The 20,879-nt window shown below is 71.7% G+C and carries 25 protein-coding genes; 13 read left to right on the top strand and 12 right to left on the bottom strand.

The window, feature by feature from the left end:
• Positions 1 to 68: 68 nt before the first annotated feature.
• Positions 69 to 1,301: a hypothetical protein gene (locus D1350_RS10375; RefSeq protein ID WP_125775928.1), complete on the bottom strand. Its 1,233-nt coding sequence runs from the start codon at positions 1,299 to 1,301 to the stop codon at positions 69 to 71.
• Positions 1,302 to 1,556: 255 nt separating this feature from the next.
• Between D1350_RS10375 and D1350_RS10370 the strand changes: the two genes are divergently transcribed.
• Both D1350_RS10370 and D1350_RS10365 read left to right on the top strand, forming a co-directional pair.
• Positions 1,557 to 2,507 (top strand): ribonuclease Z, encoded by a 951-nt coding sequence (locus D1350_RS10370; RefSeq protein ID WP_125775927.1) that lies wholly within the window; start codon positions 1,557 to 1,559, stop codon positions 2,505 to 2,507.
• Between the two features lie 80 nt (positions 2,508 to 2,587).
• Positions 2,588 to 2,935 carry a hypothetical protein gene (locus tag D1350_RS10365; RefSeq protein ID WP_125775926.1) on the top strand — a complete coding sequence of 116 codons (348 nt, stop codon included), beginning with the start codon at positions 2,588 to 2,590 and terminating at the stop codon, positions 2,933 to 2,935.
• 274 nt (positions 2,936 to 3,209) lie between these two features.
• Here the strand turns inward: D1350_RS10365 and D1350_RS10360 are convergent, their stop codons facing one another.
• On the bottom strand, positions 3,210 to 3,881 hold the full coding sequence (locus tag D1350_RS10360) for a hypothetical protein (RefSeq protein ID WP_125775925.1): 672 nt from the start codon (positions 3,879 to 3,881) through the stop codon (positions 3,210 to 3,212).
• A 171-nt stretch (positions 3,882 to 4,052) separates the two neighbouring features.
• Between D1350_RS10360 and D1350_RS10355 the strand changes: the two genes are divergently transcribed.
• On the top strand, positions 4,053 to 4,937 hold the full coding sequence (locus D1350_RS10355) for a MerR family transcriptional regulator (protein ID WP_125775924.1): 885 nt from the start codon (positions 4,053 to 4,055) through the stop codon (positions 4,935 to 4,937).
• Here the strand turns inward: D1350_RS10355 and D1350_RS10350 are convergent.
• Positions 4,915 to 5,391: a GNAT family N-acetyltransferase gene (locus D1350_RS10350; RefSeq protein WP_240644028.1), complete on the bottom strand. Its 477-nt coding sequence runs from the start codon at positions 5,389 to 5,391 to the stop codon at positions 4,915 to 4,917. The two genes, D1350_RS10355 and D1350_RS10350, sit on opposite strands and share 23 nt — an antisense overlap.
• A gap of 65 nt (positions 5,392 to 5,456) precedes the next feature.
• Between D1350_RS10350 and D1350_RS10345 the strand changes: the two genes are divergently transcribed.
• The 3 genes from D1350_RS10345 to D1350_RS10335 all read left to right on the top strand — a co-directional run bounded on the left by D1350_RS10345 (position 5,457) and on the right by D1350_RS10335 (position 8,504).
• Positions 5,457 to 5,912 carry a DUF2867 domain-containing protein gene (locus tag D1350_RS10345; protein WP_125775923.1) on the top strand — a complete coding sequence of 152 codons (456 nt, stop codon included), beginning with the start codon at positions 5,457 to 5,459 and terminating at the stop codon, positions 5,910 to 5,912.
• Between the two features lie 101 nt (positions 5,913 to 6,013).
• Positions 6,014 to 7,405 (top strand): NAD-dependent malic enzyme, encoded by a 1,392-nt coding sequence (locus D1350_RS10340; RefSeq protein WP_125775922.1) that lies wholly within the window; start codon positions 6,014 to 6,016, stop codon positions 7,403 to 7,405.
• Between the two features lie 79 nt (positions 7,406 to 7,484).
• Positions 7,485 to 8,504 carry an LLM class flavin-dependent oxidoreductase gene (locus D1350_RS10335; protein ID WP_125775921.1) on the top strand — a complete coding sequence of 340 codons (1,020 nt, stop codon included), beginning with the start codon at positions 7,485 to 7,487 and terminating at the stop codon, positions 8,502 to 8,504.
• 56 nt (positions 8,505 to 8,560) lie between these two features.
• Here D1350_RS10335 and D1350_RS10330 read toward each other — a convergent pair whose 3' ends face one another.
• Positions 8,561 to 8,749 carry a hypothetical protein gene (locus tag D1350_RS10330; RefSeq protein WP_125775920.1) on the bottom strand — a complete coding sequence of 63 codons (189 nt, stop codon included), beginning with the start codon at positions 8,747 to 8,749 and terminating at the stop codon, positions 8,561 to 8,563.
• Between the two features lie 72 nt (positions 8,750 to 8,821).
• Positions 8,822 to 9,436 carry an AAA family ATPase gene (locus D1350_RS10325; RefSeq protein WP_125775919.1) on the bottom strand — a complete coding sequence of 205 codons (615 nt, stop codon included), beginning with the start codon at positions 9,434 to 9,436 and terminating at the stop codon, positions 8,822 to 8,824.
• A gap of 228 nt (positions 9,437 to 9,664) precedes the next feature.
• Between D1350_RS10325 and D1350_RS10320 the strand changes: the two genes are divergently transcribed.
• From D1350_RS10320 to D1350_RS10300, 5 genes are all read left to right on the top strand, one after another.
• Positions 9,665 to 10,105 (top strand): helix-turn-helix transcriptional regulator, encoded by a 441-nt coding sequence (locus tag D1350_RS10320; RefSeq protein ID WP_125775918.1) that lies wholly within the window; start codon positions 9,665 to 9,667, stop codon positions 10,103 to 10,105.
• 10 nt (positions 10,106 to 10,115) lie between these two features.
• A complete protein-coding gene (locus tag D1350_RS10315; protein ID WP_125775917.1) occupies positions 10,116 to 10,523 on the top strand; it encodes a VOC family protein in 408 nt (135 codons plus the stop codon).
• A 63-nt stretch (positions 10,524 to 10,586) separates the two neighbouring features.
• Positions 10,587 to 12,986: an ATP-binding cassette domain-containing protein gene (locus D1350_RS10310; RefSeq protein ID WP_125775916.1), complete on the top strand. Its 2,400-nt coding sequence runs from the start codon at positions 10,587 to 10,589 to the stop codon at positions 12,984 to 12,986.
• A gap of 19 nt (positions 12,987 to 13,005) precedes the next feature.
• Positions 13,006 to 13,446 carry an SRPBCC family protein gene (locus D1350_RS10305; RefSeq protein ID WP_125775915.1) on the top strand — a complete coding sequence of 147 codons (441 nt, stop codon included), beginning with the start codon at positions 13,006 to 13,008 and terminating at the stop codon, positions 13,444 to 13,446.
• 2 nt (positions 13,447 to 13,448) lie between these two features.
• The gene (locus D1350_RS10300) at positions 13,449 to 14,114 is read left to right on the top strand and encodes an SDR family oxidoreductase (RefSeq protein WP_125775914.1); all 666 of its coding nucleotides are present in this window, start codon (positions 13,449 to 13,451) and stop codon (positions 14,112 to 14,114) included.
• A gap of 40 nt (positions 14,115 to 14,154) precedes the next feature.
• Here D1350_RS10300 and D1350_RS10295 read toward each other — a convergent pair whose 3' ends face one another.
• Both D1350_RS10295 and D1350_RS10290 read right to left on the bottom strand, forming a co-directional pair.
• Positions 14,155 to 14,571, bottom strand: a complete 417-nt coding sequence (locus D1350_RS10295) for a DUF1304 domain-containing protein (RefSeq protein ID WP_125776110.1) — start codon at positions 14,569 to 14,571, stop codon at positions 14,155 to 14,157.
• An 11-nt stretch (positions 14,572 to 14,582) separates the two neighbouring features.
• Entirely contained in the window at positions 14,583 to 14,843 is a 261-nt protein-coding gene (locus D1350_RS10290) for a hypothetical protein (RefSeq protein ID WP_125775913.1), read from the bottom strand.
• Positions 14,844 to 15,129: 286 nt separating this feature from the next.
• On the opposite strand from D1350_RS10290, the gene D1350_RS10285 reads away from it, so the two are divergent.
• Positions 15,130 to 16,293, top strand: coding sequence for a tyrosine-type recombinase/integrase (locus tag D1350_RS10285; protein WP_125775912.1), 1,164 nt, complete (start codon positions 15,130 to 15,132; stop codon positions 16,291 to 16,293).
• Positions 16,294 to 16,367: 74 nt separating this feature from the next.
• Positions 16,368 to 17,579, top strand: coding sequence for a phospholipase D-like domain-containing protein (locus D1350_RS10280; protein ID WP_125776109.1), 1,212 nt, complete (start codon positions 16,368 to 16,370; stop codon positions 17,577 to 17,579).
• Positions 17,580 to 17,581: 2 nt separating this feature from the next.
• Here D1350_RS10280 and D1350_RS10275 read toward each other — a convergent pair whose 3' ends face one another.
• The 5 genes from D1350_RS10275 to D1350_RS10255 all read right to left on the bottom strand — a co-directional run bounded on the left by D1350_RS10275 (position 17,582) and on the right by D1350_RS10255 (position 20,856).
• The gene (locus D1350_RS10275) at positions 17,582 to 18,253 is read right to left on the bottom strand and encodes an MBL fold metallo-hydrolase (RefSeq protein WP_125775911.1); all 672 of its coding nucleotides are present in this window, start codon (positions 18,251 to 18,253) and stop codon (positions 17,582 to 17,584) included.
• A 17-nt stretch (positions 18,254 to 18,270) separates the two neighbouring features.
• Positions 18,271 to 18,861, bottom strand: a complete 591-nt coding sequence (locus D1350_RS10270; protein WP_125775910.1) for a MerR family transcriptional regulator — start codon at positions 18,859 to 18,861, stop codon at positions 18,271 to 18,273.
• 158 nt (positions 18,862 to 19,019) lie between these two features.
• On the bottom strand, positions 19,020 to 19,526 hold the full coding sequence (locus D1350_RS10265; protein ID WP_125776108.1) for a bifunctional nuclease family protein: 507 nt from the start codon (positions 19,524 to 19,526) through the stop codon (positions 19,020 to 19,022).
• 92 nt (positions 19,527 to 19,618) lie between these two features.
• Positions 19,619 to 20,380, bottom strand: coding sequence for a transcriptional regulator FtsR (gene ftsR / locus D1350_RS10260; RefSeq protein WP_240644026.1), 762 nt, complete (start codon positions 20,378 to 20,380; stop codon positions 19,619 to 19,621).
• Positions 20,377 to 20,856: an FHA domain-containing protein gene (locus D1350_RS10255; protein WP_125775908.1), complete on the bottom strand. Its 480-nt coding sequence runs from the start codon at positions 20,854 to 20,856 to the stop codon at positions 20,377 to 20,379. The genes ftsR and D1350_RS10255 overlap by 4 nt, the downstream gene beginning before the upstream one ends.
• Positions 20,857 to 20,879: the final 23 nt, after the last annotated feature.

Here is a 20,879-nt window from a genome sequence, read left to right as displayed (position 1 = left end):
TCCGCATGATGAGCCCCGAGCGGCGCTCATCATGCGGACCGACGCACCATCTCGGCGATCCGGGACTGTCAGCCCCAGTGCCTGCCGCCGGACTGGTACTGCGCCTGCGCCTGCAGGTGCGCCTGGACGCGGGCCTGCTGCGCCTCGAACGCCTCGTCGAACCGGCGCACCACCGACCACGGGATCTTCTCGTGCGGCTCGATGTCGTAGCCGTTCGCGGCAGCCCACGCCCGGATCTGCGACGGCCGCGAACCCTCGGTGGAGATCGGGACGTGGCTGCCCTCCTCCTCGAGCGGCGGGAACTCCAGCGGGGTGGCCTGCCGGATCAGGTTGAGGACCACGTCCTCCCCGACGTCGAGGAGCCGCGAGGCCGCGTACAGGTCCTGGCGCTCCTCCTGGGAGTACTCGTCGTCGTGGATGGCCCGCTGGACCATCGCCACGACCAGGTTCCTGCGGATCTGCGCCGCCTGCGCGGGCTCCAGGCGGAAGGCGCGCGCGACGTCGTCGGCCCCCGCCGCGCCCGGCCGGACGAGGCGCCCGTCCATGACGGCCTCGGCCAGGAGCTCGGCGTACGCGTGCGCGGCCGAACCGCCGGGCGCCACCGAGCCGGCCAGGTCGAGCCCCGCCATCTGGTGCGAGAGCCGGGCGGACACCGTCCAGGGGCGGCCGTCCTCACCGAGCTCCGGCGTGAAGGGCTTCGCAAGGAGGGACTGCGGGATCGCGTGCCGCACGGGCTCGTGCGGCCACGGCACCACCCACGCGTAGACCGGCACGTGCGCGAGCTCCTGGAGCACCGGCACCTCCCAGCCGCCGCTGAGGTACCGCTCCATCAGGCCGGCCAGCGCGCGCGCCTCACCGAGGGCGCTGCGCACGTCCATGAACGGCACGGTGGCAGCCGAGCAGCAGTCGGCCAGCCGCCGACGGGTCAGGTGCGGCAGGTAGTGGAAGCTGGCCTGGAACGTGCTGACCGTCGCGAGCGCCGGCAGGTCCCACCCGGCCCGGGCGTACTCCACGCGCAGCACCTCGGACGTGTGCGTCGGGTGGTGCGCCACCAGCGCCATGCGGGCGAGGCGCTCCCGGAGCACGTACGCGACGTCGGTGAACCCCGAGTCGGGGTCGGGCATCATGGTCCACTCGTCCACGACGGCGCCACGCTCGTCGAGCCGCACCACGGCGATCTCCCGGACGCGGTCGCGGTCCGGCTGGATACCCGTCGTACGGATCCCCACGGTCGCGAAGACGGGCCGGCCGACCGGCGTCGCGCTCGCGGTGACAGGGCTCCACACGGGCGTCCGTGACATGGCACGGGAAACGCCAGGCATATCCGTAGCGGACATCGTCCCCCTTCCGATCAGCTCGCGGGCTCCAATGCCCGCATGCCGGAGAAGAATGCCACCTCATCGCCAGATGGCAAAGGCGCCTGACGGGTGAACAGTCCGTGAACTTGGACGGACGTCCATGTCCGGTTGGGAGATCGCTTACCCCGGCGCGTCGTCCGGCGTGCCGCGCCGGTCCCCGCGCGTCGCTCCCGGCGGGTCACGTGCGAAGATTCCCGCGTGTCCCGCAGAGAGCTCGTCGTGCTCGGCACCGCCAGCCAGGTACCCACGCGCACGCGCAACCACAACGGCTACGTCCTGTTCTGGGACACCGAGGCCGTCCTGTTCGACCCCGGCGAAGGCACCCAGCGACAGATGCTCCACGCGGGCGTCTCCGCCACCGACCTCACCCGCATCGCGCTCACCCACCTCCACGGCGACCACAGCCTCGGCCTCGCGGGGGTGGTCCAGCGCCTCAGCCTCGACGGCGTGCCGCACGCGGTCCCGGTGTCGTACCCGGCGTCGGGCGAGGCCTGGGTGCGCCACCTCTGCGACTCCACCGCCTTCCACCACCGCGAGCGCCTCGTCCTGCAGGGCCTGGAGGCCGACGGTCCCGTGCCCCGCGTCCCCGGCGAGGTCCACGGCGCCGCGACGCTGCGCGCCGCCCGCCTCGACCACACCCTCGAGGCCTTCGGCTACCGCCTCGACGAGCCGGACGGACGCAGCCTCGACCCCGCCCTGCTCGCGGCCGCAGGCATCGGAGGGCCCGACGTCGGCCGCCTCCTCCGCGAGGGGACCCTCACCACCGCCCGGGGCCGGGTCGCGGTCGAGGACGTGAGCGTGCCACGGCCCGGCCAGAGCGTCGCCTTCGTCATGGACACCCGTCTCTGCGACGCCGTCCACGACCTCGCCCGCGGTGTGGACCTCCTCGTCATCGAGTCCACCTTCCTCGACCGGGACCGGGCGCTCGCCGAGGAGCACGGGCACCTGACGGCGCGGCAGGCGGCGCAGGTCGCGGCCGACGCCGGCGTGCGGACCCTGGTGCTCACCCACTTCTCGCAGCGGTACACGGATCCTGCGGAGTTCGAGGCGGAGGCGCGGGCGGTGTTCTCCGGGAGACTGCACGTGGCCGCCGACCTGGACCGGGTGCCGGTGCCGCGACGGCGCGCCGTGCGCGACACGCCCGTGTGACATCACCGCGGGGGATGGCGGTTCGTCCCGTCGTCTCGGACACTGGGACAACAAGGTGCTTAACGGACAAGGGGGGTCCTGTGGCGGTGAAGGTGACGATCGTCGACTGGCGTGCGGCCGGGGCGCTGGCCTTCGCGCTGCCGTACCTCGCATACCGCACGGTGGTGACCGAGCAGGTGCAGCCGGCTCTGACGATGCTGCGGGCGGGCGGCGACTGGTCCGCCGAGGTGCCGCTGCTGTTCGTCACCCTCGGGCTGCTGCTCGCGGGCGCGGCCCTCGCCCTCGAGCCGGCGATCGGGTCCAAGCGCTACCCGGTGCTCAACCTGCTCGTCGCGGGCGGGCTGCTGGTCGGGTTCGTGTATCTGGGTTTCCTCACGGGACAGGACCAGCTGGGGTGCTCGGTGCTGAGCCTGACGTGGTGCGGGTGAGAGGGCTGGAGTTCTTCTGCAGGCCAGGGCAGGTCTCCTGGTACGAAGTTGGGCCGCTCTCTCAGTCCTGACTGAGGGGGCCGTTGGCGTGCGGGCTTAGCCGATCCGAGCGTCCGGTTGCCTCGCCCGCCGACCACGCCTAGGGTGGTCCACGAAGGCCAGGGCAGGTCTCCTGGTTTCAGCAAGGCCACGGCCCCGCCAGTTTTCACTGGCGGCGCCGTTTGGCATTTCTAGGGACGTTTCGCCGCTAGCTGCGTCACCCGCTGCATCGAGTTCAACCATCGTTGCGCGGCGGGATCCATCTCCCCAAGAACTCGGCGCATCGCGGCGAGGTGGGGTGAACACTGTTGGGCGAGATCACCGGTTCCAGGTGTGCTATCCGGTTCCGGAGCCGATGCAGAGCCTCGACGTCCCCTGTCACGTGCCCGTGCCGGCGCTCGCAATGCGGAAACGCCGATGCGAGCGCCTCGGTCCAGATGCGGAGGCATCCCGGGTCGGAGTCGCGAAGAAGAAATCGCCAGGTGCCCATCGTCAGCTGAGCGAGGACGTCGTCGTGCGTGATGCTCCGTGGTGCACCGCTGCTGTGCGAGACGGCCACGCCGGCCCGCTGTGCCGCCTTCGCGATGTCGCGACCGATGACGCGACGGAGGAGGCGGCACGGGTCCAGCAGCCAGTCGGCACCGTGAGCTAGCCCGGTTCCGCTGTCGATCTGGTCCGCGTTCCACTCCCTCAGGCGCACGTCGATCCGGTTTCGAAGTGCCACCTCAAAGAGGTGTAAGCACTCGCACAGCGCGGCCGACATCTCGATGTTCCAGCGATAGAGGCGCAGGGCAGGGCGCAGCTTGTGGTCGGCCGCCCGGAGATACGGCGCCAAGCGCGCGGGGCTTAAAAGCGTGGCTACTGCCGTGTGGTGGCTCGTAGCCACAGCGGTTGTCGATGCGGACATGGGTGGCGGGCTCTCCTTACCAAGGGTGAGGATCAAGCGTCCCATCTCCGATGGCGTTTCGCCCGGGATGATGTCGTTTGTTGCATCTACGCAACCCCATTGACCTTCCCCCTGGGGCAACGCCGAGGGTCGTCCTGCCGGTGACCGCCACCGGCAGACGAGGATGACGCCATGGAGCACCTGAGCATCGGCGACTTCGCCCGTGCCAGCGGGCTGACGCCCAAGGCCCTGCGCCTGTACGACGAGCTCGGCCTGCTCCCGCCCCATCACGTGGACCCGTTCACGGGGTACCGCTGGTACACGCCCGCTCAGCTCGGGCGGGCGGGCCTGGTGGCCCGGCTGCGCCTGGTCGGCATGCCCCTGGCCCGCATCCGTGCGGTCACGGACCTGCCGCCCCACGCCGCCGCCCGCGAGGTCGAGGCGTACTGGCGCCAGGAGGAGGCCGACCTGGCCTCCCGGCGCGCCGTGGTGTCCGCTCTCGTCGCCGACCTCAGATCGAGGGAGACCTCTATGACCACCCCGACCAGCACCCTCCGGTTCCGCTCGGCGGTCCGCCTCGGCCAGGGAGCCCGACCTGCCCAGCAGGACGCCGCCTTCGCCGGCACCACGTGCCTGGCCGTCGCGGACGGCTTCGGGCCCGACGACGGCCCCGCCCACCTCGCGCTCGCGGGTCTCGCGGCGCTGGACCTGCCCGCCCGGCCGGACCTGCCTGCCGCGGCACGCCTCGACGAGGTGCTCGACGACGCCGTCCGAGCCCTGGCGGCGCGCTCGCCCCGCCCGGACCCCGAGGGCACCACCCTCACGGCCGTGCTCCTCGACGGGGACCAGCTCCACACCCTGCACGTGGGCGACTCGCGCCTCTGGCTCGTCCGCGACGGTGCCACGCTCCTGACGACCGACCACACGATGGTCACCGGGCTGGTCGCGGAGGGCAGGCTCACCGACGAGGAGGCGCGGCTGCACCCGCACCGGACCCTCCTGAACCGCGTCCTGGACGCCCGGGGCGCAGACGCCGACCGCCTGACCGGCAGAGTCAGCCCAGCAGACGCGTCATGAACACGCTGTTCGGGTCCGCCACGTAGTCGCCGAACGGCCCGCACTCCGCGAACCCGTACCGCCCGTACAGGCGCCGCGCCGTCGCGAAGAAGTCCTGCGACCCCGTCTCCAGGCTCACCCGCCCGTAGCCCTGCGACACCGCCTCCGCCAGCAGCACCTCGAGCACCGCCGACGCCACCCCACGGCCACGCGCGCTCGCGGCCGTCCGCATGGACTTGATCTCCGCCTCGGGCGCCCCGCCGTCGACCCCGGGCAGCTCCTTGAGCGCACCGCAGCCCAGGACCGTGCCGTCGTCGTCCCGGGCCGTCCAGAACGTGATGCCCGGCGCGAGGAGCGCCGAGTGGTCCAGAGCGTGCACGCTCTCCGGCGGGGACGTCGCGTACATGTCGGCGAGGTGCTCGTCGAGGAGGGCCGCGACGTCGTCGCGCACGGGGGAGTCGAGGGTGATCCGCACACCGACATTCTCCAGCCCGGCGCGGGGGCCTGTCCCCGACGCCCACGGACCGGCACACTCGGACCATGAGGTCCCTCGCGATCGACGCGTGCCCCGACCCGGACGTCATCGACGTCCAGGCCCTGCCCCTGCCGCCCGGGCTGCCCACCGACCCCGCGTGGTGGCTCCGCGAGCTCTTCGCCTTCGGGTCCGCACCCTGGCCCGTCAAGGCCCTCATGGGCGTACGACAGCTCGTCGCCGGGATCGTCGGCGCGAGCACCCACCGCACCGGCCCCGACGTCTTCGCGCAGGACGCCGCCGACGACCGCGAGGTCATGGCCCACGAGAGCGACACCCACCTCGACTTCTGGGCCGGCGTGGCCGTCGACGACGGCCTCTTCCAGGTCACCACCGTCGTCACGCTCCACGGCTGGCGCGGCCGCCTCTACTGGGCCCCCGTCGGCGCCCTCCACGCGCCCATCCTGCGCTCCATGATGCGCCGCACCATCGCCCGCGCCGTCGCCGGTACCGCAACACGCTGAACCACAGCTCCACAACCCCGCCTGGCGCTCGCGGCCCGGGAGCGGTACTACTGGTCCGCCCGCACCGTCGCGCGCCCCCCGAAGAAGCCCAGGAGTTCCGCATGTCCATGCCCAGCCCGAGCTACACCATCACCCTGCGAGTGGAGGTGCCGGCCTCCCAGAGCGCGACGAGCACCGTCGTGACCGCGGTGTCCGACACCGGCGCCCAGGTGATGGGCGTCGACATCGCGCACTCGACGTCGCACGGGCTCGTCATGGACGTCACCTGCGACACGATCGACGCGGAGCACGGCGAGCGGGTGGTCGACGCCGTCAACGCGATCGAGGGCGCACGGGTCCACAAGTGGAGCGACTCGACGTTCCTCATGCACCTGGGCGGCAAGATCGAGGTCACGACGAAGGTGCCGCTCAAGACGCGCCGGGACCTGTCGCGTGCATACACGCCGGGAGTGGCCCGGGTGTGCCTGGCGATCGCGGAGAACCCGGAGGACGCGCGCCGGCTGACGATCAAGCGCAACACGGTGGCCGTGGTGACGGACGGGACCGCCGTTCTGGGCCTGGGCGACATCGGCCCGGCCGCGGCCCTGCCCGTGATGGAGGGCAAGGCGGCGCTGTTCAAGGAGTTCGGTGGCGTGGACGCGTGGCCGGTGTGCCTGGACACGAAGGACGTCGAGGAGATCATCATGATCGTCAAGGCGCTCGCGCCGGTGTACGGCGGGGTGAACCTCGAGGACATCTCCGCGCCGCGCTGCTTCGAGATCGAGGCGCGGCTCCGTGAGGAGCTCGACATCCCGGTGTTCCACGACGACCAGCACGGAACGGCGATCGTGGTCCTGGCCGCGCTGATCAACGCGCTGAAGGTCGTGGGCAAGTCGCTCGACGAGGTGCGGATCGTCGTGTCGGGGGTGGGCGCGGCGGGGAACGCGATCATCCGGCTGCTCAAGGCGCAGGGCGCGCGGCACATCGTCGCGTTCGGCCGGGACGGGGCGCTGCACCGCGGCCGGCCCACGGACGACCCGCACCGCGGCTGGATCATCGACAACACCAACGAGGACGGCTTCTCCGGCTCGCTGCAGGACGGGCTCAAGGGCGCGGACGTGTTCGTCGGGGTATCGTCGGGCGACATCCTCACCGGGGACGACGTGGCGCAGATGGCCGACGGCGCGATCGTGTTCGCCCTGGCCAACCCCACGCCGGAGGTGGACCCCCGCGCGGCCGCGCAGACCGCCGCCGTGGTGGCCACGGGCCGCAGCGACCACCCGAACCAGATCAACAACGTGCTGGCGTTCCCGGGGCTGTTCCGCGGGCTCCTCGACACGGGAGCCACGGACATCACCACGGAGATGCTGCGCGTCGCGGCGGTCGCGATCGCCGAGGTCGTGGGGCCGGAGGAGCTGAACAGCGCGTACATCATCCCGGGCGTGTTCGACCACCGGGTCGCCGAGGCGGTCGCGGACGCCGTGCGAGAGCAGGCACGGCTCGCCCCGGCGTGAGCGCGCGGTGTGAGCGCCGGCCCTGAGCGCCCGGCGCCCGGCCTGAGCGCCCGCCGGGCGCCGGGTGTTCAATCGTGGTGTGAAACGGATCGGGTTCCTGTCCTTCGGCCACTGGACGCCGTCGCCTGCCTCGCAGGTGCAGACGGCGTCGGACGCCCTGCTGCAGTCGATCGAGCTGGCCGTGGCCGCGGAGGAGCTGGGCGCCGACGGCGCCTACTTCCGCGTGCACCACTTCGCCCGGCAGCTCGCGTCGCCCTTCCCGCTGCTCGCGGCCGTCGGGGCGCGCACGAGCCGGATCGAGATCGGCACGGGCGTGATCGACATGCGGTACGAGAACCCGCTGTACATGGCGGAGGACGCCGGCGCCGCAGACCTCGTCTCGGGCGGACGGCTGCAGCTCGGCATCAGCCGTGGGTCACCCGAGCAGGTCGTCGAGGGGTACCGGTACTTCGGGTACGAGCCGTCCGAGGGCCAGTCCGACGCCGACATGGCGCGCGACCACACAGCGGTGTTCCTGAAGGTGCTCGAGGGGGAAGGGTTCGCGGAGCCGAGCCCGCGGCCCATGTTCCCGAACCCGCCCGGCCTGCTGCGGGTCGAGCCGTGGTCGGACGGGCTGCGGGACCGCGTCTGGTGGGGCGCCGGGACGCGTGCCACGGCGGAGTGGACCGCCCAGCAGGGCATGAACCTGATGAGCTCGACCCTCCTGACCGAAGACACCGGCGTGCCGTTCCACCAGCTGCAGGCCGAGCAGATCCAGCGGTTCCGCGACGCGTGGAAGGCTGCCGGCCACGCGCGCGAGCCTCGGGTGTCGGTGAGCCGGTCCATCTTCCCCATCACCGACGACCGGGACCGCGCCTACTTCGGGCGCGAGGCCGGCGACTCCGACCAGGTGGGGATCATCGACGGGGTCCGCGCCCGGTTCGGCAAGACGTACGCGGGGGAGCCGGACCAGGTGATCCGCGAGCTCGCCGAGGACGAGGCAGTCGCCGCCGCGGACACCCTGCTGCTGACCGTGCCGAACCAGCTCGGCGTGGACTACAACGCACACGTGCTGGAGAACGTCGTCAAGCACGTCGCACCAGAGCTGGGCTGGCGGTAGGACCGTCCCGGCCAGAGCGTGGGGCGCACGCCAGGCGCCCGCCCCACGCGATCAGGTCAGCCCAGCGCGACGGTCAGGTCCTCCAGGACCTGCGCCACGACCACGGCAAACGCAACCAGAAGCCCCAGCACGCTGCCCGTCGCCACCAGGAGCGGCGTCCAGCGGGGCGTCGGCACCACCTCAACATCGACCCGACGGGCCGACGTCGCAGCAGCACTGTCCTCGAACCAACTCGTGTTCCCCATACCCACTACCACGCACCACCAGCCAGGAACGTTGCGCACCGCCCCCGAAGGATGCGCGATCGTGACCTCGACTCACCCACCCAGCAACACCCTCACCTGCGACAACGCCGACGCACGCCCGACCACGTGCACCCCCGCCCACGCACCCGCCGACCCCTGGCCCACCGCCGCCCCCGCCAGGCCCGACCGCTGCGCCGACCACCGCTCCCAGTGCCCCGCGAACGACCGCGAACCCACCACACGACCCCGCTCCAGCTGACCCGCGAGCGCCGCCTCCATCGGCACGTCGATCACCACCAGAACCGGCCGCCACCCCCGCGCACGCGCCAACCGCGCCAGCACCTCCCGCCGACGCGGCCGCGTCGCCGGATCATGCACCATCAGCACCCGGCGCTCGCGGGCCGGCCCACGCAGCACCTGCCAGAGCGTCCGCAGCGCGTGCACCGTGTGCACCACGTACCGGTACGACCGGTACGGCACCCACGACGGCAGCACCGCCGCGAACCACCGCCTCTGCACGTCAGGGTCGACGACGGTCGCCCCACCGCCCTCGCCCGCGATCCGGGCGAGGAGCGTGCTCTTCCCAGCGCCCGGCACACCACCGACCAGGACGAACAACGGGGTGCCGGGGGAGCCGTCCGGCCCCACGACGACGGGCCGCGCCTCAGCAGCGGTCTCTACGAGCATCCGGTTCCTTCCCTCAGGTCTCCTGGACGAACAGCATCGCGGGCGAAGGTGCGCGAACCTGAGGAGCGGCCTGTGGATCCGCTGTGCGACGCGACAAACACCCGAGCCGACGATCCGCCCGTTGCTGACATAACGGTCAAGACCGCGTCAGCGTTCCCGACCAGCCCCGAACCAGGGGAGACCCCACCCACCCACGACAACGTCAGACACCCGTGACACGATCTAGACGTGACCAGCAGAGAGGCACCCCAACACCTCCGCGACCTCGCCCTCCTGCGCCGCGTCCGCGACCGCATCGACCGCGAGTACGCCCAACCCCTCGACGTCGAAGCCCTCGCCCGAGACATCCACGTCTCCGCCGGCCACCTCAGCCGCCAGTTCAAGGCCGCCTACGGAGAATCCCCCTACAGCTACCTCATGACCCGCCGCATCGAACGCGCCATGACGCTCCTCCGCCGCGGCGACCTCAGCGTCACCGACGTCTGCTTCGAGGTCGGCTGCTCCTCCCTCGGCACCTTCAGCACCCGCTTCACCGAGCTCGTCGGCATCCCACCCAGCACCTACAAGCGCGACGCGGCGCTCGCGGCCGCCGGCATCCCGCCGTGCGAGGCGAAGAAGGTCACGAGACCGGTCAGGAATCGAGAAGCACCGGCGACGAGCCCCGCCTAGCGTTGCCGCCATGGACATCAACCTTCACCACACGTTCCTTCCGCAGGACGACCCGGACGCGGCCCTGGCCTTCTACCGGGACGTCATCGGTTTCGAGGTCCGCAACGACGTCGGGTACGGCGGGATGCGCTGGATCACGGTCGGCCCGGCCGGGGGAGCCGGCACGTCGATCGTGCTGCACCCGCCGGCCGCGGACCCGGGCATCACGGACGACGAGCGCCGTACGATCACCGAGATGATGGCCAAGGGCACCTACGCGAGCGTGGTCCTCTCGGCCGACGACCTCGACTCGGCCTTCGAGCGGATCCAGGCCGCGGGGGCCGACGTCGTCCAGGAGCCGATCGACCAGGACTACGGGGTGCGCGACTGCGCCTTCCGGGACCCGGCGGGCAACATGGTCCGCATCCAGCAGCGCTAGGGCGCGGGAGCGCCGACCGCCATGTGCGTCCGAGGATTCATGCCACCACCAGAGGGATACAGGATGAGCAAAGCCACGAGCACCGACACCGGCACCCGGGCGGCCACCCCGCACGTGGCCGACACCCATGACCTGATCCGCGTGCAGGGCGCGCGGGAGAACAACCTCAAGGACGTGGACGTCGAGATCCCGAAGCGCCGCCTGACGGTGTTCACGGGCGTCTCGGGTTCCGGCAAGAGCTCCCTGGTGTTCGACACGATCGCCGCGGAGTCGCAGCGGATGATCAACGAGACGTACAGCACCTTCGTGCAGGGCTTCATGCCGACGCTCGCGCGGCCCGACGTGGACCTGCTCGACGGGCTGACCACGGCGATCATCGTCAACCAGGAGCGGATGGGCGCGAACCCGCGCTCGACGGTGGGCACGGTCACGGACGCGAACGCGATGCTCCGCATGCTGTTCAGCCGGCTGGGGGAGCCGCACGTGGGCCCGCCCACCGCCTTCTCGTTCAACATCCCGACGAGCAGGGCGAGCGGGGTGATGAGCACGGAGAAGGGCGGACGCGTCGAGAAGGCCGTGGTGCGCGACGTGATCTACCTCGGCGGCATGTGCCCGCGCTGCGAGGGCCGCGGCTCCGTCTCGGACATCGACCTGTCCGAGGTGTTCGACGACTCGAAGTCGCTCGCCGAGGGCGCCATCAAGGTGCCCGGCTACACGGCTGACGGCTGGATGGTGCGCGGCTTCGCGGAATCGGGCTTCGTGGACCCGGACAAGCCGATCCGCGACTACACGAAGAAGGAGCTCGACGACTTCCTCTACAAGGCGCCCACCAAGGTCAAGGTCCAGAACATGAACCTGACCTACGAGGGCCTGATCCCCAAGATCCAGAAGTCCATGTTCTCCAAGGACCTCGACGCGGTGCAGCCGCACATCCGTGCGTTCGTCGAGCGGGCGGCGACGTTCGGCACCTGCCCGGACTGCGACGGCACGCGGCTGTCGGAGGCTGCGCGCTCGTCGAAGATCGAGGGGAAGTCGATCGCCGACGTCTGCACCATGCAGATCACCGACCTCGCGGCGTGGGTGCGCGGGCTGGACCTGCCCGCCGCGAAGCCGCTGCTCAAGGGCCTGGGGGAGAACCTCGACTCGTTCGTCGAGCTGGGGCTCGGCTACCTGAGCCTCGACCGCCCGTCGGGCACGCTGTCCGGCGGCGAGTCGCAGCGCATCAAGATGCTGCGGCACCTCGGGTCCTCGCTCACGGACGTCACCTACGTCTTCGACGAGCCCACGATCGGGCTGCACCCGCACGACATCGCCCGGATGAACGACCTGCTCCTGCGGCTGCGGGACAAGGGCAACACGGTGCTGGTGGTGGAGCACAAGCCCGAGACCATCGCCATCGCCGACCACGTCGTCGACCTGGGTCCCGGCGCCGGCACGGGCGGCGGCACCATCTGCTTCGAGGGCACCGTCGACGAGCTCCGGAAGAGCGACACGGTCACCGGACGGCACCTCGACGACCGGGCCGCGCTCAAGGAGACCGTGCGCACCGGGTCAGGCGCGCTCGAGGTCCGCGGCGCGACCATGCACAACCTGCAGGACGTCGACGTCGACCTCCCGCTCGGCGTCCTCGTCGTCGTGACCGGCGTGGCGGGCTCCGGCAAGAGCTCTCTGATCCACGGGTCCGTGGCGCCGCGCGACGAGGTCGTCACCATCGACCAGAGCGCGATCCGGGGCTCCCGGCGCAGCAACCCCGCCACGTACACGGGGCTGCTCGAGCCCATCCGCAAGGCGTTCGCGAAGGCGAACGGGGTCAAGCCGGCGCTCTTCTCGGCCAACTCCGAGGGTGCGTGCCCGTCGTGCAACGGGAACGGCGTGGTCTACACCGAGCTGGGCTTCATGGAGACGGTCTCCACGCCGTGCGAGGAGTGCGGCGGCAAGCGGTTCCAGGCGGCGGTGCTCGACTACCGCCTCGGCGGCAAGAACATCAGCGAGGTCCTCGAGATGCCCGTGACCGAGGCAGAGGAGTTCTTCTCGGCGGGGGAGTCCCGGATCCCGGCGGCCCACGCGATCCTGCAGCGCCTGGCCGACGTCGGCCTTGGGTACCTCTCCCTGGGGCAGCCGCTCACGACCCTGTCGGGCGGTGAGCGCCAGCGCCTGAAGCTCGCCTCGCAGATGGGGGAGAAGGGCGACGTCTACGTGCTCGACGAGCCGACGACGGGCCTGCACCTCGCCGACGTCGAGCAGCTGCTGGGCCTCCTGGACCGCCTGGTCGACTCGGGCAAGTCGGTCATCGTGATCGAGCACCACCAGGCGGTCATGGCCCACGCGGACTGGATCATCGACCTCGGCCCGGGTGCCGGCCACGACGGCGGCCGCATCGTCTTCGAGGGGACGCCTGCCGACCTGGTCGCCGGACGGGCGACCTTGACGGGGGAGCACCTGGCCGAGTACGTCGGCGCCTGACGGTCAGGGGCGCCGCCTGATGCAGACCTTCGTGGTGACTATCGCGGCGCCCCCCGCCCGGCTCTTCGACTACCTCGGGGACCCGCGCCACCGCCCGCAGTGGCAGTCGAGCCTCCGCTCCGTGCGGCTCCTCGACGACGGCCCGCCGCGTATCGGCACCCGGTGGGCCGACCGGATGGCGGTCGGCGGCGAATCCTCTATGGAGATTGTCCGGTTTGAGCCGCCGGACGGCGCCGGGGGAGCGGGCGCCTGGGCAGAGGTCGCTCGCTGGCACGGGCTCGTGGCGACGCTCGCGCTGACGTTCGACCCGGTGCCGGGCGCGCCGTCCCGCACGGCGCTCGGCGTGACGGTCGACGTGCAGGGCCGTCCGCGCTGGCTGGCCGCGGCGCTGCGCACGCTGGCGCCGACGGCGATCCGGTCGGACCTGCGCCAGGCGGCCCGAGTGGTCGCTACCCTCTGACCATGCCTCTCGCCCTGATCACCGGAGCAGCACGCGCCAACAGCATCGCCGCCGGTATCGCACCCCGCCTCGCGTCGGACGGCTGGGACGTCGTCACCAGCGACCTCGAGGTGGGCGACTACCCGTGCGACCTCTCCACGCCGACCGGCCCCACGGAGCTGATCGAGACGGTCAGCCGGGAGCGCGGCCCGATCGGCGCGCTCGTGCTCAGCCACGCGCACGACGTCACCTCAGGAATCCTCGACACGACGGCCGAGAGCTTCGACCTGCACGTCGCCGTCAACACGCGCGCGAGCCTCCTGCTCATCGCCGCGTTCGCGCGACAGACCGCGGCCGACGGCGGAGCGATCGTCGCCCTCACGAGCGACCACACCACCGGGAACCTGCCGTACGGAGCCTCGAAGGGCGCGCTGGACCGCATCGTCATCTCGGCCGCGCGCGAGCTGGGACCTCGAGGCATCTCGGCGAACGTCCTCAACCCGGGGCCGGTCGACACGGGCTGGATGGACGACGGGATGCGCGCCGCGCTCACCGAGCAGCATCCGCTGGGCCGGCTCGGCACGCCGAAGGACATCGCGAGCGTCGTGTCGTTCCTGGTCTCGCCCGAGGGCCGGTGGATCTCCGGGCAGCTGCTCCAGAGCGACGGGGCGTTCTCGGCACGCTTCTGACGCCCGCTTCGGGCGTCGCCCAAGTAACCGATAATGCACATTATGTCAGTCCGCCGGGGTAGGACGTCCGCAGCATGAGCAGCGCGATCGCCAGAACGACGACCGCGAGCAGCGCTGGCGTGAGCTGTGTCAGCGCCGCCCGCCTCTTGTCCGGGGACGACAGCAGCAGCACGAGCCCGGCGAGCACCATCGAGCCCGTACCGGTGAAGATCAGCGTCGCGCCGACCACGGTGTGCGCCTGCTGGACGAAGACGATGCCCGCCACCGTGGCGATCGCCAGGAACAGGTTGTAGAAGCCCTGGTTGAACGCCAGCTCGCGCGTGGCCGCCGCCTCCTCGCGGCTCGTGCCGAAGGTCTTGCGCGCCCGGGGGCTGGTCCATGCGAGCGACTCGAGCACGAAGATGTACAGGTGCAGCAGGGCGGCGAGCCCCGCGAGCACGAGCCCGACCTGCAACAGCCCGGCCTCGATCACGGCGCCTTCCTCTCGGGCTTGCGGCGCATCGTCAGGTACAGGCCCGCCAGCGTGAGCACCACGGCGATCCCGAACACCGACCAGTTCGTGGGGATGCCCACGAGGCTCCTCACCTCCGCGAGGCAGGCCGAGCCGGTCTCGGCGCAGGCCGTCGACCGGACGAGCGGCGCCGTCAGCACCGCGGCGGCAACGACTGCGCCGACCCCCCAGATCCACAGCCGCGTCGCCAGGACGCCCCCCGAACCCGTGCCGCTCATCCCGGTTCCCTCCGTCGTGGCCCACACCCCCGCCGTCCCGATGCTCCCAGGTCCCGGTGCCCGACGGCGGCACTCGCCCCGGCATGTCGCCGCGCCTCTTGTGCACCCGTCCGTCAGGGCCACCCCTCCCCGGTGCGTGCCACCACGCGGGGCGAACGAATGTTCTATACAATGGTGTATAGCGCAACACAACGGTCACATCCGGCATGTCGGGCGGCGTGTCAGTGGTGCGTCGTAGTGTCTGCGCAGGTCAGCATCAGTCCACTAGCCCGATGAGGAGGATCCTGTGGTCGCTCCCCCACGCCTGGACCGCATCACGGTCGCCGAGGCGTCACGCCGCTACCTCGCGACCGTCGAGGTGGAGACCGTCCGGGGCGTCCTCTCCCCCGCCACGGCCCGCAGCTACACGCGCGACGTGACCGAGTTCGTCCGTCTCGCCGGCGGCGACCGCGTCCTCGACGACGTCACGGGACCCGACGTGGACCACCTTCTCGTCCGCTACCAGTCTGCCCCCGACGCCCGCTACACCGACCCGGGGCGCAAGAGCGGCCCCGGGCGGTCGACCGCGACCGTCAACCGGTTTCGGCAGTCCCTGACCCGGTTCTTCTCCCACGCCGTGCGCGAGTGCTGGGTGCAGGCCGACCCCATGCAGTGGGCCTCCCCGCCGGCGAAGGTCCGCGGCGGGCTGCGCACCGCCCGGACCGCCCTGTCGGCCGGCGCGGCCCGCTCGCTGCTCGAGGTCGCCACGACCGACGCGACCTCGACCGCCCAGGGCGAGCGACCGGCGTCGGGCAACCGCGGAGCCCGGACCGACCAGGACCTCGCCCTGCGCGACCGGCTCGTCGTGGCGCTGCTCCTGGTGCTCGGGCCGCGCGTCTCGGAGCTGGCCCGGGCCGACGTCGCGGACGTGGCCCGCGAGCCGGACCACACCCGCTGGCGCATCCACGGCAAGGGCGGCCATGTCCGGACCGTCACGCTCAGCCCGCCGCTCGCCCGCGCGCTCGACGACTACCTGGAGCGGCTGAGGCCCGTCCTCGCCGCCCGCCGCCCGCACGACACCGACGCGCAGCGCGCCCTCCTGCTGTCGTGGCGCGGCCGCCGGATCGACACCCAGGCGGTCCGCGACCTGCTGCGCCGCGCCGTCGACAAGATGCCGCCCGCCTACCGCCGCGAGGCGACACCCCACGCCCTGCGCCACACCACCGCGACCCTGCTCGTCGCCGACGGGTGGGACGTCAAGGTGGTCGCGGAGCTGCTCGGGCACGCGTCCATCGCGACCACCGGCGTCTACCTCGACCGCATCGAGGGCGAGCTCACCGCAGCCATCCGCTCCCACCCCCTGAGCGGCGCGCTCGGCTCCCCCGACGCCCCCGCACCCCGAGAACCCCGGAAAACACCCCCAGAAGCACCCCGAACCGCCCGTCCCGTCCCTGCTCAGCAGGTACCGTGAGTCCCGTGCAGACGCGACTGATCCCCGGTCTCACCCTCAACGTGCCACCTGAGACCCTGAGGTCCCTCCGGACCATGGCCGCCCGGACAGCCATCGTCGCCGCGGCAGTGCCCCTCGTGGCGGCCGCCGCGCTGACCATCACCGACAAGGTGCGCCGGCGCCTGCACCCGCTCACCGCGAAGTTCCCCACGGAGAAGCCCCTCACGGAGCAGGTCGGCGACACCGAGACCACGGTCTACACCTACGGCTCCGACCTCTTCGCCGCGATGCTCGAAGCCATCCGCGGCGCCCGGCACACCGTCATGCTCGAGACGTACATCTGGAAGGACGACGAGGTCGGGCAGGAGTTCAAGCAGGCCCTCGTCGACGCCGCCGACCGCGGCGTCCACGTCTACGTGACGTACGACGGCTTCGCCAACCTCGTCGTCCCGTTCTCGTTCTTCCGGTTCCCGCCCAACCTGCACGTGCTGCGCTTCCCCGCGATGCGCCCCGGGCTCCTCATGCTCGACGTGCGCCGCTCCGGTCGCGACCACCGCAAGATCCTCGTCGTCGACGACGAGATCGGCTTCGTCGGTGGATACAACCTCGGAAGTCTCTACGCCACCCAGTGGCGCGACACGCACCTCCGCCTCCGCGGGCCCGCCGTCTGGGAGCTGCGCAACGCGTTCGTCGACTTCTGGAACCGGCACCGCACCACCAAGCTGCCCGTCCTGCGCGACCACGGCTCCCACGACTGGCTCCCCCACCTCAAGGCCGCCCGCAACGCGCCCTCCGAGCTCGTCTTCCCGATCCGCGGCCTCTACCTCGACGCCATCGACCGGGCCGTCTCCCACGTCTCCATCACGCAGGCGTACTTCATCCCCGACCACGACATCCTCGCCGCGCTCCTCGCAGCCGCCCGGCGAGGGGTCGACGTCCGCGTCGTCGTCCCCGAGCGTTCCAACCACGTCGTCGCCGACTGGCTCGCCCGCGGCCACTACACCACCCTCCTGCGCGGCGGCGTCCGGATCTTCCTGTACCAGGGCGCCATGGTCCACGCCAAGACCGCCACCATCGACGGGCGCTGGACCACCGTCGGCACCGCGAACATCGACCGCCTCAGCCTCACCGGCAACTACGAGGTCAACCTCGAGATCATCGACCCCGGCCTCGCGGCCCGCATGGAGGACATCTTCCGCATGGACCTCTCCAACGCGCGGGAGCTCACGCTCGACGAGTGGGAGCGGCGCTCGCACCTGGCCAAGGTGGGCGAGACCCTGATCACGCCGCTGCGCCCCCTCCTCTGACCTCAGGAGTGCCAGGACTCGCCCTGCGCGAGGCGTACGTAGGCGTGCGCGCCGCCGAGGCGGTTGGGGGTGTCGAGCCACCGGGCCGTGAGCGCGTGACCCAGCTCGGACAGGAACGCGTCGTGCACCGGTACGACGATCCGGGCCGGCGTGGCGCGCGTGAAGTCGATGACCTCGCCCATCTTGAGCCAGGGAGCGGACACCGGGGTCAGCAGGACGTCGACCCCGCCCTCCACGGGTGGTGGGAGCTCGAACGAGTCGCCTGGGTGGTAGACGCTCGTCCCGCCCAGCCGGACGAGGTACGTGACGTTCACCGCGCGCGGCACGTCGCGGTGGATCTCCGCGTGCCGGCCCCCGCCGGCCGTGACGGTCGCGTCGCCGACGCGGAACGTCTCACCGGGCGTCGTCTCGTGCACGCGGTCCGCGGGAGCACCGGCCCTCAGGAGAACCTCGCGGGCCGGGCCGGTGGCCCACACCTCGAGCCCGGGCCGCAGGCCCAGCGCGCCGACGACCGGGCCGGCGTCCACGTGGTCGGCATGGTCGTGCGTCACGAGGACGCCGGTCGCGCCGGCGAGCGCGGCTGCGGTGTCCGAGTAGGTCCCGGGGTCGATGACGATGCGCGTCCCCTCGTCGGTGAGGGCTACGCAGGCGTGTCCGTGGAAGGTGAGCTGCACGTCCTCAGGCTAGACGTTCAGACGGCCGCGCGTGCCTTGGTGCGGCGCCGCTCGGCGAGCTCGTCGCCCTCCACCTCGGGCACGTCGTCGCCGTCGAGGGACTCCGTGGGCATCTCGGCGAGCGTGCCCTCGATCTCGCGCCACACCCGGCCGACGGCGATACCGAACACGCCCTGCCCGCCCTGCACCAGGTCCACGACCTCGTCGGGCGACGTGCACTCGTACACGCTCGCACCGTCGGACATCAGCGTGATCTGCGCCAGGTCGTCCACCCCGCGCTCGCGGAGGTGTGTCACCGCGCTGCGGATCTGCTGCAAGGAGACGCCGGTGTCGAGGAGCCGCTTGACGACCTTGAGGACCAGGATGTCCCGGAAGCTGTAGAGCCGGTGCGTGCCCGAGCCGGTGGCCGGCTTGATGCTCGGCTCGACGAGACCCGTGCGCGCCCAGTAGTCGAGCTGTCGGTACGTGATGCCCGCGACGCGGCACGCTGTGGTGCCGCGGTAGCCCGTCGACGAGTCCTGCTCCGTCAGGTCCTCACCGAAGAGGAGACCCTGGGCGCCGTGCGGGACCGCACCGTGCTCGGCTCTGACCTCACCGCTGGTGTTCACTGTGCCTCCTGGGGTGTCGTCTACACGCTAGGTGCCGTCCCCGGGGAGGTCAACGACGCTGCCCCTGAACGGCCTCCGGCGTGTCGCGCCGCGGCGCGGCATTGCACCGGTTTGCGACTCCTCCCTGCAACCTTCGCCCGCAACCCTCAACCTCAACCTCAGGTTGAGGTTGAGCCTTCCCCGCCCTCCTGGCCGGTGTGCCCCGAGAAGTCCTCGGGGGTGACGTGGTCGAGGAAGTCCCGGAACTTCTCGACCTCCCGCTGCTGGTCCACGTCGACCACCTCGACGCCCGCCAGGGCGACGATCTCCGCGGAACAGAGGACAGGGCTGTCGGTGCGCACCGCCAGCGCGATGGCGTCGGAGGCTCGCGAGTCGAGCCGCACGCCGTTGCTGAGCACGAGCTCAGCGAAGTAGATCCCGCCCTCGAGGGCGACGATCTCGACCCGCTCCAGGTCCACGCCCACGGCGGAGAGCAGGTCGCGCAACAGGTCGTGGGTCATGGGGCGGGGGGTGTTGAGGCCTGCCTGCGCCATCGCGATGGCGCTCGCCTCCCGCGATCCGATCACGATCGGCACCGCCAGGTCGGCAGCAGCATCCAGCAGCAGGACCACGATCTCGCGGTCCCGCTGCTGCTGGCGTACACCGAGCACCTCCATGGGCACCATCGGCACGTCGTCCGGGGTCACTTCTTCACGGTACGACGCGGGCGGGTGCACGGCGCGCCCACAGCCCCTGGAGGCAGGACCCGGCCGGAGGCTCAGGCGAGCTCGTCGACGCCCTGACGCACCCAGGCGGCGTGGAGCCGCGTGAACAGCTCACCGATCTCGGAGGCCATCGTCGCGGCCTGGCCACGGGCCGCAGACGACTGCTGGCTCCGCAATGGCGCCACGACCTGGTCGACGAGGGCCACCTGCCGGTCCGCGGCCGTGCGGAACGTTCTCAGGTGCCGGGGCTCGATGCCGTACTCGGCGAGGGCGCTCGCGATCCTGACCACGTCGACAGAGCCGGGGGCGAGCCGGTCCCCACCCTCGGTCTGCAGCACGCCGGCGCGCACGAGGTCCTCGACGAAGGCTGGTTCGGCGCCCGTGACGTCGGCCACCGACGCGACGGTCCAGCGACGGCGTGCGGGCGCGGCGGAGCCACCGGGGGCCAGCCGCGGGGCGGGGTGCTCGGACTCCTCCCCCGCGTCCATCGCCGCGAGGCGCTCCTTGATGACCTTGAGCGGCAGGTAGGAGTCGCGCTGCTCGGTGAGCACGAAGCGCAGCCGCTCGACGTCGGCCGGGCTGTACTGGCGGTAGCCGGAGGGCGTGCGGACAGGGTCGATGAGGCCCTGCTCCTCGAGGAAGCGGAGCTTCGAGTGGCTGACAGACCCGAACTCCGCGCCCAGGACGCGCAGGACGTCGCTGATCCGCATGGTGGCCTGGCGGGAGATCCCCCGAGGCCAGGGCTCGACCGCCGGCTCCAGCCCGGCGTCGAGCTCGTGCCGGCTGCCGCGGTCGCGCGCGGCGCCTGTGGTCACGACGCCGGCGTCCCCGCGCCCCACTGGACCGGCGCCTGCGGGCTCGCGTGGAACGTCAGCCGGAACTTGCCGATCTGCACCTCGTCCCCCGTGGTGAGCGACGCCGCGTCGATGCGCGTGCGGTTCACGTAGGTGCCGTTCAGCGAGCCGATGTCACGCACGGCGAACGTGTCGCCGTCACGGACGAACTCCGCGTGCTTGCGCGACACGGTCACGTCGTCGAGGAAGATGTCGGCCTGCTCGCTGCGGCCTGCGACGGAGCGGTCGGAGTCCAGCAGGAACCGCGCGCCGAACCCGGGGCCACGCTGCACGATGAGCAGCGCGGAGTGCCGTGGCAGGGCGGCGACAGCCGCTGCCTCCTCCGGGCTCAGCGCTGTGCGGGGCGCCTGGTCGTCCGACGTCGGGAAGGCGATACGTCCCAGGTTGGCCGTTGTATCGGCGCTGACCGGATGAGGGTGGGCGCTGGGGTCCGTCATCTGGTCTCCTCGGTTGGTTTCTT

The sequence above is a fragment of the Antribacter gilvus genome, assembly GCF_003946865.1.
In the GTDB taxonomy this organism is placed as follows: domain Bacteria; phylum Actinomycetota; class Actinomycetes; order Actinomycetales; family Cellulomonadaceae; genus Antribacter; species Antribacter gilvus.
The sequence above is the reverse complement of the archived record's forward strand: the minus strand, read 5'-3'. Positions and strand labels throughout refer to the sequence as shown.